Below are 15523 nucleotides of genomic sequence, written 5' to 3' on the forward strand. Positions count from 1 at the left end.
GTTACTTGTTCTCCTCGGTACGGGCGGCGGGCGACGGGTGGGAGGGGGCGGCGGGTCCGGAGCCGCCCAGCAGCAGGTAGAGCACGGCCATCCGGATGGAGACCCCGTTGGCGACCTGCTCGACGACCGTGCACCGGTCGGAGTCGGCGACCTCTGCGGTGATCTCCATGCCGCGGACCATCGGGCCGGGGTGCATGACGATGGCGTGCTCGGGCATCTTGGCCATCCGCTCGCCGCCCAGGCCGTAGCGGCGGGAGTACTCCCGCTCGGTTGGGAAGTACGCGGCGTTCATCCGCTCACGCTGCACCCGGAGCATCATGACCGCGTCGGACGCGGGCAGCACCTTGTCGAGGCTGTAGCTGACGTCGCACGGCCAGTGCTCGACGCCGACCGGGACCAGGGTGGGCGGCGCCACGAGGGTGACGTGGGCGCCGAGGGTGGTCAGCAGGTGGACGTTGGAGCGGGCGACCCGGCTGTGCAGGATGTCGCCGACGATCGTGATCCGGCGTCCGTCGAGGTCCTTGCCGAGTCCGGCGTCGGCCCCGACCAGCCTGCGGCGCATGGTGAACGCGTCCAGGAGGGCCTGGGTGGGGTGCTCGTGGGTGCCGTCACCGGCGTTGACGACCGCGCCGTCGATCCAGCCCGAGGTGGCCAGGCGGTAGGGGGCGCCGGAGGCGCCGTGCCGGATGACGACGGCGTCCGCGCCCATCGCCTCCAGGGTCAGGGCGGTGTCCTTGAGCGATTCGCCCTTGGAGACGGAGGAGCCCTTGGCGGAGAAGTTGATGACATCGGCGGACAGCCGCTTGGCTGCCGCCTCGAAGGAGATGCGGGTACGCGTCGAGTCCTCGAAGAAGAGGTTGACGACGGTCCGGCCGCGCAGGGTGGGGAGCTTCTTGATCGGCCGGTCCGCGACTCTGGCCATTTCCTCGGCGGTGTCGAGGATCAGGACGGCGTCGTCGCGGGTGAGGTCGGCGGCCGAGATGAGGTGGCGCTTCATCTGGGTGTTCTCCGGGTGGCTGGAGGGTTCAGGCGTGCGGGCGTGCGGAAGCCGCCGTACGGCAGGTGAGCCGTGCGGATGCGCAGCTACCGCTCGACCGCCGGGGCGGCCCGCCCGACGCCGAGGAGCACGGCGTCGCGGCCGTCCTCCTCGTCGAGCTGGACCTTGACCGTCTCCCGCAGCGACGTGGGGAGGTTCTTGCCGACGTAGTCGGCGCGGATCGGGAGTTCGCGGTGTCCGCGGTCGACGAGGACCGCGAGCTGCACCGCGCGGGGCCGGCCGATGTCCCCGAGCGCGTCGAGCGCGGCGCGGATCGTACGGCCGGAGAAGAGGACGTCGTCGACGAGGACGACCAGGCGGCCCTCGATGCCCTCGCCGGGGATCTCGGTGCGGGCCAGGGCCCGTGCCGGGTGCATCCGCAGGTCGTCGCGGTACATGGTGATGTCGAGGGAGCCGACCGGCATCGTGCGGCCGGTGATCTCTTCGAGCTTGTCGGCGAGCCGGCGGGCGAGGAAGACGCCCCGGGTCGGGATGCCGAGAAGCACCACGTCGTCGGCGCCCTTGGCGCGTTCGACGATCTCGTGGGCGATGCGGGTCAGTACTCGGGCGATGTCGGGAGCCTCGAGAACGGGGCGTGCCGCATTGCCGGTGGCGTCGTGCTGTGCGTCCATAAGAAACGGACCTCCTTCTCCGCCTCACTGGACGGATCTTAAAGGACGTCGAAATTGCGTCATCCACGTTACCAGGGCTTGTGCAGGGCCCTCGTCGCACCCCCGGGAGGTACCGGTCCCCAGCTTTCAGCTTGACGCACCCAAGTAACGCTGCGTAACCTCACAGTGAGTTACCAGCCACGCGGCGGAGCCGCGAAATGTTCCAGCGTCCCGGGAGCCTTATGTCCAGCGAATACGCAAAGCAGCTCGGGGCCAAGCTCCGTGCCATCCGCACCCAGCAGGGCCTCTCCCTCCATGGCGTCGAGGAGAAGTCCCAGGGCCGCTGGAAGGCCGTCGTGGTGGGCTCGTACGAGCGCGGCGACCGTGCCGTGACGGTACAGCGCCTCGCCGAGCTGGCCGACTTCTACGGTGTCCCCGTGCAGGAGCTCCTGCCCGGCACGACGCCCGGCGGAGCCGCCGAGCCGCCGCCGAAGCTCGTCCTGGACCTGGAGCGCCTCGCCCACGTCCCGCCGGAGAAGGCCGGACCGTTGCAGCGCTACGCGGCGACGATCCAGAGCCAGCGCGGCGACTACAACGGCAAGGTGCTCTCGATCCGCCAGGACGACCTGCGCACGCTCGCCGTGATCTACGACCAGTCGCCGTCCGTGCTCACGGAACAGCTGATCAGCTGGGGCGTGCTCGACGCGGACGCGCGTCGCGCGGTCGCCCACGACGAGGGCTGAGCACCCCCGCAGAAACGTACCGCCGGATCGGCGGGGCCCTTTCCCGGATGCCCCGCCGCTCCGGCGTTCCTGTTTTCCGGGAGCCGCACCCGGCCGGCGGGCGCAGTACGACGAAGGGCCCCCGGTCTGTCGACCGCGGGCCCTTCGTCGGCTGAGCGTCTCCGGCGGCTACTGCTCCCGGCGGAGGTTCGGCTTGAGGTCCTTGAAACGGGCCAGCAGGCCGTTCACGAAGGACGGGGAGTCGTCGGTGGAGAACTCCTTGGCGATCTGCACCGCCTCGTCGATCACCACCGCGTCCGGGGTCGCGTCCACCCAGATCAGCTCGTACGCACCGAGCCGCAGGATGTTCCGGTCGACGACCGGCATCCGGTCGATCTCCCAGTCCACCGCATAGGTGATGATGAGGTCGTCGATCCGGTCCGCGTACTGCGCGTACCCCTCGACGAGCTCCATCGTGTACTCGGTGACCGGCGGCTGACGGGTGTCGGACCGCGAGTGCCGCACCCAGTCCGCGAGGACCGTCTGCACGGACTCACCGCGCTGGTCGGCCTCGAAGAGGATCTGGAAGGCGCGCTTGCGGGCCGTATTCCGGGCAGCCACGGTTAGCTGTTCACCCGGCCGAGGTAATCGCCCGAGCGGGTGTCGACCTTGATCTTCTCACCGGTCGTGATGAAGAGCGGAACACCGATCTCGTAACCGGTCTCCAGCGTGGCGGGCTTGGTGCCACCGGTGGACCGGTCGCCCTGGACGCCCGGGTCCGTGTGCTGGATGACGAGCTCGACGGCGGCCGGCAGCTCGACGTAGAGCACCTCGCCCTCGTGCTGCGCGACGGAGGCGGTGAAGCCCTCGATCAGGAAGTTGGCGGCGGCGCCGACGGACTTGCGGTCGACCATCAGCTGGTCGTACGTGTCCATGTCCATGAAGACGAAGTACTCGCCGTCCATGTACGAGAACTGCATGTCGCGCCGGTCAATGGTGGCCGTTTCGACCTTCACACCGGCGTTGAACGTCTTGTCGACGACCTTGCCGGAGAGCACGTTCTTGAGCTTGGTGCGCACGAAGGCAGGGCCCTTGCCGGGCTTGACGTGCTGGAACTCGACGACGGACCAGAGCTGGCCTCCGTCGAGCTTGAGCACCAGGCCGTTCTTGAGGTCGTTCGTGGAAGCCACGGTTGCGGAATCTCCTGGACTGAAGCTGGTGGAACGACCGAGGATGCGCGCTAGAGCGCGAGCAGCTCCTTGGTCGTAATGGTGAGTAGCTCGGGTCCGCCGTCCGCCTCGGGGCGCACGACGAGCGTGTCATCGATCCGGACCCCGCCCCGGCCCGGGAGGTGGACCCCGGGTTCGACGGTGACCGGCACACAAGCGTCCAGTTTACCCATGGCCGCAGGTGCCAGTTGCGGGTCCTCGTCGATTTCGAGCCCCACCCCGTGCCCGGTACGGACCGGGAGCCCCTCACCGTGGCCCGCGGAGTCCAGGAGGTGGCGGGCCGCGCGGTCCACGTCGCGGTAGGCGGCGCCGGGCACAAGTGCCTCTCGTCCAGCCCTCTGAGCGGCGAAAACCAGGTCGTAGAGCTCGATCTGCCAATCGGCCGGAGCCGTTCCGATGACGAAGGTGCGGCCGATCTCGCAGCGGTAGCCGCGGTAGTTCGCACCGAGGCAGACGGAGAGGAAATCTCCTTCCTCCACCCTCCGGTCCGAGGGCCGGTGACGGCCCCGGCCGGAGTTGGGACCGGTGGCGACGGAGGTCGCGAAGGCGGGGCCGTCAGCCCCGTGGTCCACCAGCCGGCGCTCCAGTTCCAGCGCGAGGTGCCGTTCGGTGCGGCCGACCAGGATCGATTCGAGGAGTTCACCGAGCGCCTGGTCGGTGATCTCGGCGGCGATCCGCAGACAGCCGATCTCTTCCTCGTCCTTGACGATGCGCAGTTGCTCGACGGTGACCCCGAGGTCGGCCAGCCGGAGCTTCGGAGCGACCGCGCCCATGGCCCGGTGCCGGGCCACCGTCAGATCGTGCTCCTCGACGGCCAGGGACTCCGCACCGCGGGAGGTGGCCAGACCCGCGGCGGCGACCACCGGATCGCCGCCGGTGACCGACAGCAGGTCCACCCGGAGCTGCTCGTCGGTACGCCCGTCGGCCGGGTCGCCGGTCGGGGGGCGCGGGCAGAGCAGAACGTCCTCGTCGGGGCCGAGCAGCAGCACGGCGCCCGGGGGCGCTCCCCCCGCCAGGTAGCGGACATTGGCGGGGCGGGAGACCAGGGCGGCCGCGGATCCGACGGCGGCGCACCGGTCGCGGAGCAGCCCGCGGCGGACGGCGTACACCTCTGACATGCATCGAGCGTACGAGCGCTGACGCGGGCCCGCTCGGTCAGCGCACCCGACCGGGGCACGGCGGGCCGCGCGGCTACCAGGCCGGGGGGCTGGCTATGGAGCGGGCGAGTATGTCGTCCAGGACGCGGGCGGTGGTCTCCACGTCGTACGTCGAGTTGTCGATGATCGGCAGCCCGGAGCCGTACCAGCCGGCCATCCGGCCGTGGATCCGGGCGACCTCCTCGTCCGAGAGCCGGCGGTTGCCGCTGCGGGCGGCGTTGCGCTCCAGGACGACCTCCAGGCCCGGCAGCAGGACGACGGGCAGCAGTCCGGGGCCGACGTGGCGCTTCCAGCCGCCGAGGCCGACCACGGGGCGGTCGGGGAAGACCGCGTCGTCGAGGATGCAGGAGATCCCGTTGGCCAGGAAGTTGCGGGCGGCGAAGCCGCAGGTGCGGCGGGCCAGCCGGTACTGGGCCTCCGACTGGTCGTTCCACCCCGCCTGCGGGTCGGCGAAGCCGGAGCAGACCCACTCGCGGACGTCGTCGAGGCTGACGTGGGCGGTGGGGACCCGGCGGCGGCTGGCCCAGAGCTTGGCCACGGTGGTCTTCCCGGCGCCTGCGGGGCCGATCAGGAGCACGGCGAGGGTCGCGGTGCCGGTCCCGGGCTCGGCGGGCGGTGCGGGCAGCGGTACGGGCCCGCCGGGCGGCAGCTGGATGTGCCCGGTGGTCTCCCTGGAGACCGGCGCCGGCGCCTGGTGCGGCGCGGGTCCGCTCCAGCCCTGGTTCTGCCCCTGCCGGGCGGGCGGTGCCTGCGGCGGCGCGGCGGGCCGGCCGGCCGGGGGCGGTGGGACGGGCGGGCTCGACGGGGGCGGGCCCGGGGGGCCGGCCGGGGGCGGAACCGGCGGACCGGGGTGGCCGGGGTGCTGGGCCTGGTGCGGCCAGCCGACAGGCCCGGTTCCGGGTCCCTGGGGCGGCGGCAGCGGTGCCCCCACTGCGTGCTGCATCCGGTGGCACTCCGTCTCGTACAGGCAACTGGCGCTGGTGGAAGGCCAACCGTACCGTCCCCGGCCGCCACAGAGGGAACGGCCGGGGGCGGTGCGGAGTGCCCCGTCGGCCAAGTCGGCCGTCCGGTATGACGGTTGGTCAGTCCGTCAGCTCGTCCGCGAGAGCCCGCAGGGCGAGCCGGTAGGAGCCGATGCCGAATCCGGCCACGGTCCCGGTGGCCACCGGTGCGACCACGGAGTTGTGGCGGAATTCCTCCCGCGCGTACGGGTTCGAGATGTGCACCTCGATCAGCGGGGCGGTGCGCTGGGCGGCCGCGTCCCGCATTCCGTACGAATAGTGCGTGAAGGCACCCGGGTTGAGAACGACCGGAATTGAACCGTCCGCTGCCTCGTGGAGCCAGCGGATCAGCTCCCCCTCGTCGTTGGTCTCCCGGACGTCGACGTCGAAGCCGAGTTCCTTGCCGAGGGTGCGGCAGGCGTCGACGAGACCGGCGTACGAGGTGGCTCCGTAGACATCGGGCTCGCGGGAGCCCAGCCTGCCGAGGTTCGGCCCGTTGAGCACGAGGACCCGGCGGGTCACGCGGACACCTCCCCGTAGGCGGCGAGCAGAACGGCCGGGTCGGGCCCCTCCAGGACGGTGGGCTTGCCGAGGGCGTCCAGGACGATGAAGCGCAGGAGGTCGCCGCGGGACTTCTTGTCGACCTTCATGTTCTCCAGCAGCTTGGGCCACTGGTCGCCGCGGTAGGTGAGCGGCAGCCCGACGGACTCCAGGACGGCGCGGTGCCGGTCGGCGGTCGCGTCGTCCAGGCGCCCGGCGAGGCGGCCCAGCTCGGCGGCGAAGACCATGCCGACCGAGACGGCCGCGCCGTGCCGCCACTTGTAGCGCTCGTTCTTCTCGATCGCGTGGGCCAGTGTGTGGCCGTAGTTGAGGATCTCGCGCAGTCCGGACTCCTTGAGGTCGCTGGAGACGACCTCGGCCTTGACCCGGATGGCGCGCTCGATCAGCTCGGAGGTGTGCGGTCCGGCGGGCGTGCGGGCGCCCTGCGGGTCCGCCTCGACGAGGTCGAGGATCACCGGGTCGGAGATGAAGCCGGCCTTGATGATCTCGGCCATGCCGCTGACGTAGTCGTTGACCGGCAGCGAGTCGAGGGCCGCGAGGTCGCAGAGCACTCCGGCCGGCGGGTGGAAGGCGCCGACGAGGTTCTTGCCCTCGGCGGTGTTGATGCCGGTCTTACCGCCGACGGCCGCGTCCACCATGGCGAGCACGGTGGTGGGTACGGCGATCCAGCGCACCCCGCGCAGCCAGGTCGCCGCGACGAACCCGGCGACGTCCGTGGTGGCGCCGCCGCCCACGCCGACGATGACGTCGGTGCGGGTGAAGCCGGTCTGGCCGAGCGCCTTCCAGCAGTACGCCGCGACCTCGACGGTCTTGGCCTCCTCGGCGTTCGGCAGCTGGATGGCGATGGCCTCGTAGCCCTGGTCGGCGAGGTCCTGACGGACCGCCTCGCCGGTGCCGGCGAGTGCCTCGGGGTGCAGGACCGCGACGCGCTTGACGCGGTCACCGATGAGCGTGGGCAGCTCGCCGAGGAGCTGCCTCCCGATCACCACCTCGTACGGGTCGGTGCCCGCGCTGCCGGCGACCTGGATGCGTGTGGGGCCCTGATCCGTCATCGTTGCGTTCTCCCGGCCGGACGACGGCGCGTCCGGCAGTTCCAGTGCGTCGAGGACCGCCTGGGCGACCTCGTCGGGTGTGCGCTCGTCGGTCGCGACGACCGCGCGGGCCACGTCCGTGTAGAGGTGGCGGCGGGCCTCCATGAGTTCGCGCCACTGCCGGCGCGGATTCACGGCGAGCAGCGGACGCGCGGTGTTCAGCCCGACCCGCTTGACCGCCTCGTCGACGTCCATCGAGAGGTAGACGACGGCGTGGCCGGCCAGCAGCGCGCGTGTCGCCTCGTCGAGGACGGCGCCGCCGCCGAGCGAGAGCACACCCGTGTGCTCGGCGACCGCGTCCCGGACGGCCCGGCTCTCCAGCTCGCGGAACCGCTCCTCGCCCTCGTCGTAGAAGATCTCGGCGATCGGCTTCCCGGCCGTGGCGACGACGTCCGCGTCGGTGTCCCGGTAGGTGGTGCCGAGCCGTCCGGCGAGCAGCTCGCCGACGGTGGACTTGCCGACGCCCATCGGGCCGACCAGAACGACCAGCGGGGCGCTCATCGGATCTGCAGGTGGTCGAGGTACGACTGCACGTTGCGGTGGGTCTCGGGGACGCTGTCGCCGCCGAACTTCTCCGCGACCGCGTCCGCGAGCACCAGCGCGACCATCGCCTCCGCGACGATCCCGGCGGCCGGAACGGCACAGACATCGGAGCGCTGGTGGTGGGCCTTGGCGGGCTCACCGGTCACCACGTCGACGGTGGCCAGGGCGCGCGGCACGGTCGCGATGGGCTTCATCGCGGCCCGCACGCGCAGCAGCTCACCGGTGGTCAGCCCGCCCTCGGTGCCGCCGGCGCGGCCGGAGGCGCGCTTGATGCCGTCCTCGGTCACCAGGATCTCGTCGTGCGCCTGCGATCCCGGCACCCGGGCCAGATCGAAGCCGTCCCCGACCTCGACGCCCTTGATGGCCTGGATGCCCATGAGCGCGGCGGCGAGGCGGGCGTCGAGGCGGCGGTCCCAGTGCACGTGCGAACCGAGGCCGACCGGCACTCCGTACGCCAGCACCTCGACCACACCGCCGAGGGTGTCGCCGTCCTTGTGGGCCTGGTCGATCTCGGCGACCATCTGCTTGCTCGCGGTGGCGTCGAGGCAGCGCACCGGGTCCGCGTCGAGCTTCTCGACGTCGGCGGGGACCGGGTAGACGCCGTAGGGCGCCTTGGCGGCGGCCAGCTCGACGACATGGCTGACGATCTCGATGCCGGCCGTCTCCTTCAGGTACGACCGGGCGACGGCCCCGAGGGCGACGCGCGCCGCGGTCTCCCGGGCGCTGGCGCGCTCCAGGATCGGCCGGGCCTCGTCGAAGCCGTACTTCTGCATGCCGGCGAGGTCGGCGTGACCGGGCCGGGGACGGGTCAGCGGGGCGTTACGGGCCTGGGCGGCGAGTACCTCGGGGTCGACCGGGTCGGCCGACATGACCTGCTCCCACTTGGGCCACTCGGTGTTGCCGACCATCACCGCGACCGGCGAGCCCATGGTCAGGCCGTGCCGCACCCCGCCGAGGAAGGTGACCTCGTCCTTCTCGAACTTCATCCGAGCGCCGCGGCCGTATCCGAGCCGCCGCCGGGCGAGCGCGTCCGCCACCATCTCCGTGGTGACCGGGACACCGGCGGGAAGACCCTCCAGCGTCGCCACCAGTGCGGGGCCGTGCGACTCCCCCGCGGTCAGCCAGCGCAACCTGCTCAACGGTGCTCCTCATGCTCGCGCCTGAAATCCAACGGCGCGACCGGGTGCGCGGCCCTGGCCCGCCGCCCCCGATCCTCCCACGGACGGGGACGCCGCCTCGCCGCTGGTCCAGCAGACGGACGGATCCGGCCGCGGGCAGCAGGGTCAGCGGGCGGCCAGTGCCTGCTCCCCGGCCTGCCGCATGGCGGCCAGGGGCGCCGCCGCATGGCCCGTCATCTGCTCGACCTGGAGGACGGCCTGGTGCACCAGGAGATCGAGACCTCCGACGACTGCACCCTCGCGGGCCGCCCAGGCGGCTGCGAGTCCGGTGGGCCAGGGCTCGTACAGCACGTCGAACAGCGTGCCGGGAGCCTTCGGTACCGATTCCGTCAGCGCGTCGGTGGCACCCGCCGGGGTGGTCGCGATGACCAGCGGGGCCCGCAGGGCCTGCTCGGCCTCCGCCCAGTCGGCGACGCGGACGTCGACGCCGAGCCGTTCGCCCCAGCCGCGCATCTCGTCACCGCGTTCCCGGCTCCGGACGTAGGCCGTGACCGGTCCCGTGCAGATCTCGGCGAGGGCGGCGAGGGCGGAGGAGGCGGTGGCTCCGGCGCCGAGGACGGCGGCGGACTCGGCCTTCTCCACGCCGCGCTCACGCAGAGCGGCGATCATGCCCGGGATATCGGTGTTGTCGCCGGCCCGCCTGCCGTCCTCGGTGAGAACAACCGTGTTCACCGCCTCCACCGAAGAGGCGGTCTCGCTGATCTCGTCCAGCAGGGGGATGATCGCCCGCTTGAGCGGCATGGTCAGCGAGAGCCCGGCCCAGGAGGAGTCCAGCCCCTCGACGAACCCGGGCAGCGCGGCCTCGTCGATCTCGAAGCGGTCGTAGGACCAGTCGTCGAGGCCGAGTGCGGCATACGCGGCCCGGTGCAGGACCGGGGAGAGCGAGTGGGCGATGGGCGAGCCGAGGACGGCTGCCCGGTGACGCCCGTCAGTCGAGACCATGCTGTTCCTTGAATTTCTGGTTGAGCTGCTCGTGCTCCGCGGCCGTCTTGGTGAACTGGGTCTTCTTCCCGTCGAGCGAGATGAAGAACATCCATCCATTGCCGGTCGGATTCAGCGTTGCGCGCAGTGCCTCGTCCCCGGGATTACTGACGGGGCCGGGCGGAAGACCGGCGTGGAAATAGGTGTTGTAGGGATCCGGATTGTTCCGGATATCCTTCGACCTGATCTTGATCTCGCTCTGATTCGTGAGGTAGTTGTACGCTGAGTCGAATTCGAGCTTACGGTTCGTGACCGTGTTATCCGGCTTCAGACGGTTGTAGACGACTTCGGCCATCTTGCGGAAGTCATCGTGCGTGAGACCTTCCGCCTGAACCAGGCTGGCCACGGTGAGCACCTGCCACGGACCGTCCAGCTTGTACTTCTTGGCGGTTCCTTCGAGGTCGAGCTTTTTGTACTCGTCGTTGGACCGCGAGACCATCTTCTTCAGGATCGCCTCCGGCTTGGTTTCCTTTGTGACCGGATATGCGGCCGGGTAAAGGAATCCTTCCAGAGGGTCCTTGATGTCCTTGTTCTTGCTCACCCAGCCGGGCAGGCCCAGATCGGCCTTCTTCGACGTGGCGATGCCCTTCGTCGTGCCCTTCTTGAGGCTCAGCTTCTGGTCGATCTTCGCGTAGACGGCGACGTTGCGGGAACCCTCGGGAATCACCAGAAGATTCTGGCTCTTCGGGTCGAGCATCATCTTCAGGGCCTCGGACGCGGACATCTTCTCGTGCAGGAGATAGACGCCGGCCTGGATCGACTTCCCCTTGGGGTCCTCGCTCTGCGCGGAGACGAAGGCGTCGACGCTCTTGACCACACCCTGCTTCTTCAGGATGTTGGCGATGTCGTACCCGTACGAGCCCTTGGGGATCTCGATCTCGATGGTCCCGGAGCCGCTGCCCGCGTAGTCCTCGGCCGGGCCGAACTTGTCCTGGTAGTACGAGTAGCCGAAGTAGCCCACTCCGCCTACGCCGCCGACCAGGACGAGAGAGATGACCAGGCAGGCGCAGCCGTTGCGGCCCTTCTTCTTCTTGCCCTTGCCCCGGCGCTCGTCCCCGCCTCCCCGGCGGGAATCGCGGGGGTCATCGTCGTCGTCGTAGTCGTCGTCCTTGCCGTCGCTGTCGTCCACGCCCGTGAAGAAGGGGTGAGTCTCCTCCGGCTGGACCTCGGGGTCCCAGTCGGGGTTCTGCGCGGGGTCGGGGTTCTGCGCGGGCGCCGGTTCGGCTGCCTGTTCGGGTGCGGCCTGGCGGCGGCCCGGGGGCTGCGGAGGCGGGTAGGCCTCGGGGGTGCCGTAGTAGTCGTTCGTCTCGCCGTAGCCGTACGCGGCGGCGGGCTGGCCCTCGTACGGCATCGCGGCCGGCTGCTGGCCGGTGTCCCAGCCGCCGTTGTAAGGAGGCTGCTGGCCGTACGGGTCCTGCTGGGCCCCGTACGGCTGCTGCTGGTACTGCTGCTGGGCGTAGGGATCCTGCGGGTGCTGCTGCGCGTACGAATCCTGCTGCTGGTGCTGCTGTTGCTGCGCGTACGGGTCGTGCTGCTGCTGCGGTTGGGCGTACGGGTCCTGCTGCTGCGGCGGCTGGTGGTGCTGCTGCTGCTGCTGCTGCGCGTAAGGATCCTGCGGCTGGTGCTGCTGCTGCGCGTACGGGTCCTGCGGCTGCTGCTGGGCGGCGTACGGGTCCTGCGGGTAGGGCTGCTGCTGGCCGCCGTACTGGCTCTGGCCGTGGGCAGGCTGCTGGCCTCCCCATCCCTGGTCCCCGTACAAGGGGTCCTCGGGATGCCACGGTTCGGAGCCGGGGCCCCGGCCATACTCAGTCATCGATCCCCTTGAGCCGCGAGACGACGTTCCGTCTCTTTGCTGTGCGGTGTTTGTTCGAACACCGCCGCATCGCGCGGAACGTTACCGTATCGCGATCAGACCACCACTTCGACGCCCTCGCCAGGAGGATTACCCGAAGCCCGTTCGGACTCCAGAGCGTTCTGAAGGATCACCACAGCGGCAGCCTGGTCGATGACGGATCGGCCTTTTTTGGACTTCACGCCCGATGCGCGCAGGCCCTGACTCGCCGTCACTGTGGTCATCCTCTCGTCCACCAAGCGCACCGGAATGGGTGCGACCGCGCGGGCGAACACATCGGCGAAAGCGCGGACCTTGACCGCGGCCGGGCCCTCTCCCCCGCCCAGGGAACGGGGCAGCCCGACGATGACCTCGATCGGCTCGTACTCCGAGACGATCTGGCCGAGCCGCCGGTGGGCGGCCGGGACATCACGTCCCGGCACGGTCTCCACCGGCGTGGCGAGGATCCCGTCGGGGTCGCACGAGGCGACCCCGATCCGGGCGTCCCCGACGTCGATCGCCAGTCGGCGACCGCGGCGCATCTGTGTCATGTCCGGCGTCACGCCGTCTCGGTGACGAGGCGTTCGACAGCGGCGACTGCGTCCCCGATGGCGTCCGGGTTCGTGCCGCCGCCCTGGGCGACGTCCGGCTTGCCGCCGCCTCCGCCGCCGAGCGTCTTGGCGGCGGTGCGGACCAGGTCACCGGCCTTGAGGCCGCGCTCACGGGCGGCCTCGTTGGTGGCGATGACGGTCAGCGGACGGCCGTTGGCCGTGGTGAACAGGGCCACGACGGCCGGGCGGCCGCCCTGGATGCGCCCGCGCACGTCGAGGACGAGCCGGCGCAGGTCGTCGGCCGAGGTGCCGTCCGGTACCTGCCCGGTGACCAGGGCGACGCCCCGGACGTCCTGAGCCGATTCGACCAGTCCGGCAGCGGCCTGGAGGACCTTCTCCGCGCGGAACTTCTCGATCTCCTTCTCGGCGTCCTTCAGCTTGCCGAGCATCCCGGCGATCTTCTCCGGGAGCTCCTCGGGACGGCCCTTGACCAGCTCCTGGAGCTGGGCGACGACCGTGTGCTCCCGGGCGAGGAAGTTGTACGCGTCGACGCCCACGAGGGCCTCGATACGGCGCACGCCGGAGCCGATGGACGACTCGCCGAGCAGCTTGACCAGGCCGAGCTGGGCGGTGTTGTGGACGTGCGTACCGCCGCACAGCTCCTTGGAGAAGTCGCCGATGGTGACGACCCGCACCCGCTCGCCGTACTTCTCGCCGAACTCGGCGATGGCGCCCTGCTTCTTGGCCTCGTCGATGGACATGACCTCGGCCTGGACGTCGAGCTCGCGGGACAGCACGGCGTTGATCTTCTGCTCGACGTCGGTGAGGACCGTGCCGGGTACGGCGGCGGGCGAGCCGAAGTCGAAGCGGAAGCGGCCCGGGGAGTTCTCCGAACCGGCCTGGGCGGCCGTCGGGCCCAGGGCGTCGCGCAGCGCCTGGTGCGTCAGGTGGGTGGCGCTGTGGGCGCGGGCGATGGCGCGACGGCGGGTGTTGTCGATGGAGGCGAGGGCGGCGGCACCCACCGTCACCTCACCCACCTGGACGACGCCCTTGTGGACGTGGACGCCGGGAACGGGCTTCTGGACGTCGCGGACCTCGATCACCGCGCCGGTGTCGAGCCGGATCCGCCCGGTGTCGGCGAGCTGGCCGCCGCCCTCGGCGTAGAACGGGGTGCGGTCCAGGACGACCTCGACCTCGTCGCCCTCGGAGGCGGCGGGCGAGGGGACACCGTCGACGAGGAGGCCGACGATCGTCGACTCGCCCTCGGTCGTCGTGTAGCCGGTGAACTCGGTGGCGCCGGAGTTGTCGGCGACCTCGCGGTAGGCGGACAGGTCGGCGTGACCGGTCTTCTTGGCGCGCGCGTCGGCCTTGGCCTTGTCCCGCTGCTCCTGCATGAGGCGGCGGAACCCGTCCTCGTCCACGGACAGGCCCTGTTCGGCGGCCATCTCCAGGGTGAGGTCGATCGGGAAGCCCCAGGTGTCGTGGAGCAGGAACGCCTTCTCGCCGGCGATGACCCGGCCGCCGGCGGCCCTGGTCTCGGTGACGGCGGTCTCAAGGATGTTGGTGCCGCCCTTGAGGGCCTTCAGGAAGGCGGCCTCCTCGGCCAGGGCGACGGTCTCGATGCGCTTGCGGTCGGTGATCAGCTCGGGGTACTGCAGCCCCATCGTGGTGATCACGACGTCGACCAGCTCGGTGACGACCGAGCCGGTGGCGCCCATCAGCCGCATGTTCCGGATGGCGCGGCGCATGATGCGGCGCAGCACGTAGCCGCGGCCCTCGTTGCCGGGGGTGACGCCGTCACCGATGAGCATGACCGACGTACGGATGTGGTCGGCGACCACGCGGAGCGAGACGTCCGTGCCCTGGGCGGCGCCGTAGCGCACGCCGGTGAGCTCGGTGGCCTTGTCCATGACGACGCGCAGGGTGTCGGTCTCGTACATGTTCTGCACGCCTTGCAGGATCATCGCGAGGCGTTCGAGGCCGAGGCCGGTGTCGATGTTCTTGGAGGGCAGGTCGCCGAGGATCGGGAAGTCGTCCTTGCCGTCGCCGGCGCCGCGCTCGTACTGCATGAAGACCAGGTTCCAGATCTCCACGTACCGCTCGTCGTTGACGGCGGGGCCGCCCTCGGCCCCGAACTCGGGACCGCGGTCGTAGTTGATCTCGGAACAGGGGCCGCAGGGACCGGGGACGCCCATGGACCAGAAGTTGTCCTTCTTGCCCAGGCGCTGGATGCGCTCGGCCGGCACACCGATCTTGTCGCGCCAGATCTGCTCGGCCTCGTCGTCGTCCAGGTAGACCGTGATCCACAGACGCTCGGGGTCGAGGCCGAAGCCGCCGTCCGCGACGGAGCCGGTGAGCAGCTCCCAGGCGTACTCGATGGCGCCTTCCTTGAAGTAGTCACCGAAGGAGAAGTTCCCGCACATCTGGAAGAAGGTGCCGTGCCGGGTGGTCTTGCCGACCTCTTCGATGTCCGGCGTACGGACGCACTTCTGCACACTGGTGACGCGCGGGGCGGGCGGCTTGACCTCGCCGAGGAAGTACGGCTTGAAGGGCACCATGCCGGCCGGGACCAGCAGCAGAGTCGGGTCGTCCGCGATGAGCGACGCCGAAGGGACGACGGTGTGACCGCGCTCCTCGTAGAAGCTCAGCCAGCGGCGACGAATTTCAGCCGACTCCATCAGTGGTCCTCATTCCGGTTGTACGAGTTGTAGGGAAGCGTGCGGTGGTTGACGGGCGTCTGGCGTCCGTCGGGCTCCGCCGCCTCGACGGCGAAGTGGCGCCGCACGGGGAGATCGGGGTCGACCGGGGCTTCGAGGCCCAGTGCCTCACCCAGTTCGGCCTCGCGTCTGGCCATGCCGTCGCGGACGTCGAGGGCGAAGTCCTTGAGCTTGTGACCGGCCACGACCGCCTTGTCGGCAGCCTGCGCCGCAAGGCTCTCGGGGGTCAGCTGCTTGATCTTGCGGTTGACCTTGGCGGTGGCCCAGACCCCGGCGGCTGCGCCGGCGGTGAACCAGAACGTACGGCGGAACAT

15 protein-coding genes are annotated in these 15523 nt (G+C 70.5%); 1 reads left to right on the forward strand and 14 read right to left on the reverse strand.

Features of this window, described 5'->3' with window-relative positions:
• Window position 1: 1 nt before the first annotated feature.
• Both ACIO3R_RS26910 and pyrR read right to left on the reverse strand, forming a co-directional pair.
• Window positions 2–997, reverse strand: a complete 996-nt coding sequence (locus ACIO3R_RS26910) for an aspartate carbamoyltransferase catalytic subunit (RefSeq protein WP_363027748.1) — start codon at window positions 995–997, stop codon at window positions 2–4.
• A gap of 86 nt (window positions 998–1083) precedes the next feature.
• The gene (pyrR, locus tag ACIO3R_RS26915; RefSeq protein WP_385029267.1) at window positions 1084–1668 is read right to left on the reverse strand and encodes a bifunctional pyr operon transcriptional regulator/uracil phosphoribosyltransferase PyrR; all 585 of its coding nucleotides are present in this window, start codon (window positions 1666–1668) and stop codon (window positions 1084–1086) included.
• Between the two features lie 221 nt (window positions 1669–1889).
• Here pyrR and bldD point away from each other — a divergent pair, with 221 nt between their 5' ends.
• Entirely contained in the window at window positions 1890–2390 is a 501-nt protein-coding gene (gene bldD / locus ACIO3R_RS26920) for a transcriptional regulator BldD (protein WP_014157378.1), read from the forward strand.
• 168 nt (window positions 2391–2558) lie between these two features.
• Here bldD and nusB read toward each other — a convergent pair whose 3' ends face one another.
• From nusB to ACIO3R_RS26980, 12 genes are all read right to left on the reverse strand, one after another.
• Window positions 2559–2990, reverse strand: a complete 432-nt coding sequence (nusB, locus tag ACIO3R_RS26925; RefSeq protein WP_207315353.1) for a transcription antitermination factor NusB — start codon at window positions 2988–2990, stop codon at window positions 2559–2561.
• A gap of 2 nt (window positions 2991–2992) precedes the next feature.
• On the reverse strand, window positions 2993–3559 hold the full coding sequence (gene efp, locus ACIO3R_RS26930) for an elongation factor P (protein ID WP_073737549.1): 567 nt from the start codon (window positions 3557–3559) through the stop codon (window positions 2993–2995).
• Window positions 3560–3609: 50 nt separating this feature from the next.
• Entirely contained in the window at window positions 3610–4716 is a 1107-nt protein-coding gene (locus tag ACIO3R_RS26935; RefSeq protein ID WP_385032492.1) for an aminopeptidase P family protein, read from the reverse strand.
• Window positions 4717–4789: 73 nt separating this feature from the next.
• Entirely contained in the window at window positions 4790–5698 is a 909-nt protein-coding gene (locus ACIO3R_RS26940; RefSeq protein ID WP_385032489.1) for a Pro-rich N-terminal domain-containing protein, read from the reverse strand.
• 139 nt (window positions 5699–5837) lie between these two features.
• Window positions 5838–6278: a type II 3-dehydroquinate dehydratase gene (gene aroQ / locus ACIO3R_RS26945; protein WP_384133806.1), complete on the reverse strand. Its 441-nt coding sequence runs from the start codon at window positions 6276–6278 to the stop codon at window positions 5838–5840.
• The gene (gene aroB / locus ACIO3R_RS26950; RefSeq protein ID WP_385032486.1) at window positions 6275–7909 is read right to left on the reverse strand and encodes a 3-dehydroquinate synthase; all 1635 of its coding nucleotides are present in this window, start codon (window positions 7907–7909) and stop codon (window positions 6275–6277) included. The genes aroQ and aroB overlap by 4 nt, the downstream gene beginning before the upstream one ends.
• Window positions 7906–9090 (reverse strand): chorismate synthase, encoded by a 1185-nt coding sequence (aroC, locus tag ACIO3R_RS26955; RefSeq protein ID WP_385353914.1) that lies wholly within the window; start codon window positions 9088–9090, stop codon window positions 7906–7908. The genes aroB and aroC overlap by 4 nt, the downstream gene beginning before the upstream one ends.
• A 144-nt stretch (window positions 9091–9234) precedes the next feature.
• On the reverse strand, window positions 9235–10071 hold the full coding sequence (locus tag ACIO3R_RS26960; protein ID WP_402109348.1) for a shikimate dehydrogenase: 837 nt from the start codon (window positions 10069–10071) through the stop codon (window positions 9235–9237).
• Window positions 10058–11923, reverse strand: a complete 1866-nt coding sequence (mltG, locus tag ACIO3R_RS26965; protein WP_402109350.1) for an endolytic transglycosylase MltG — start codon at window positions 11921–11923, stop codon at window positions 10058–10060. The genes ACIO3R_RS26960 and mltG overlap by 14 nt, the downstream gene beginning before the upstream one ends.
• A gap of 95 nt (window positions 11924–12018) precedes the next feature.
• The gene (gene ruvX / locus ACIO3R_RS26970; RefSeq protein WP_362964879.1) at window positions 12019–12492 is read right to left on the reverse strand and encodes a Holliday junction resolvase RuvX; all 474 of its coding nucleotides are present in this window, start codon (window positions 12490–12492) and stop codon (window positions 12019–12021) included.
• 8 nt (window positions 12493–12500) lie between these two features.
• Window positions 12501–15170: an alanine--tRNA ligase gene (gene alaS, locus ACIO3R_RS26975; RefSeq protein WP_385032474.1), complete on the reverse strand. Its 2670-nt coding sequence runs from the start codon at window positions 15168–15170 to the stop codon at window positions 12501–12503.
• On the reverse strand, window positions 15170–15523 hold the full coding sequence (locus ACIO3R_RS26980) for a DUF6167 family protein (RefSeq protein ID WP_385032471.1): 354 nt from the start codon (window positions 15521–15523) through the stop codon (window positions 15170–15172). Before ACIO3R_RS26980 ends, alaS begins: the two co-directional genes overlap by 1 nt.

This window comes from Streptomyces sp. NPDC087428, from assembly GCF_044744085.1.
Lineage (GTDB): Bacteria > Actinomycetota > Actinomycetes > Streptomycetales > Streptomycetaceae > Streptomyces.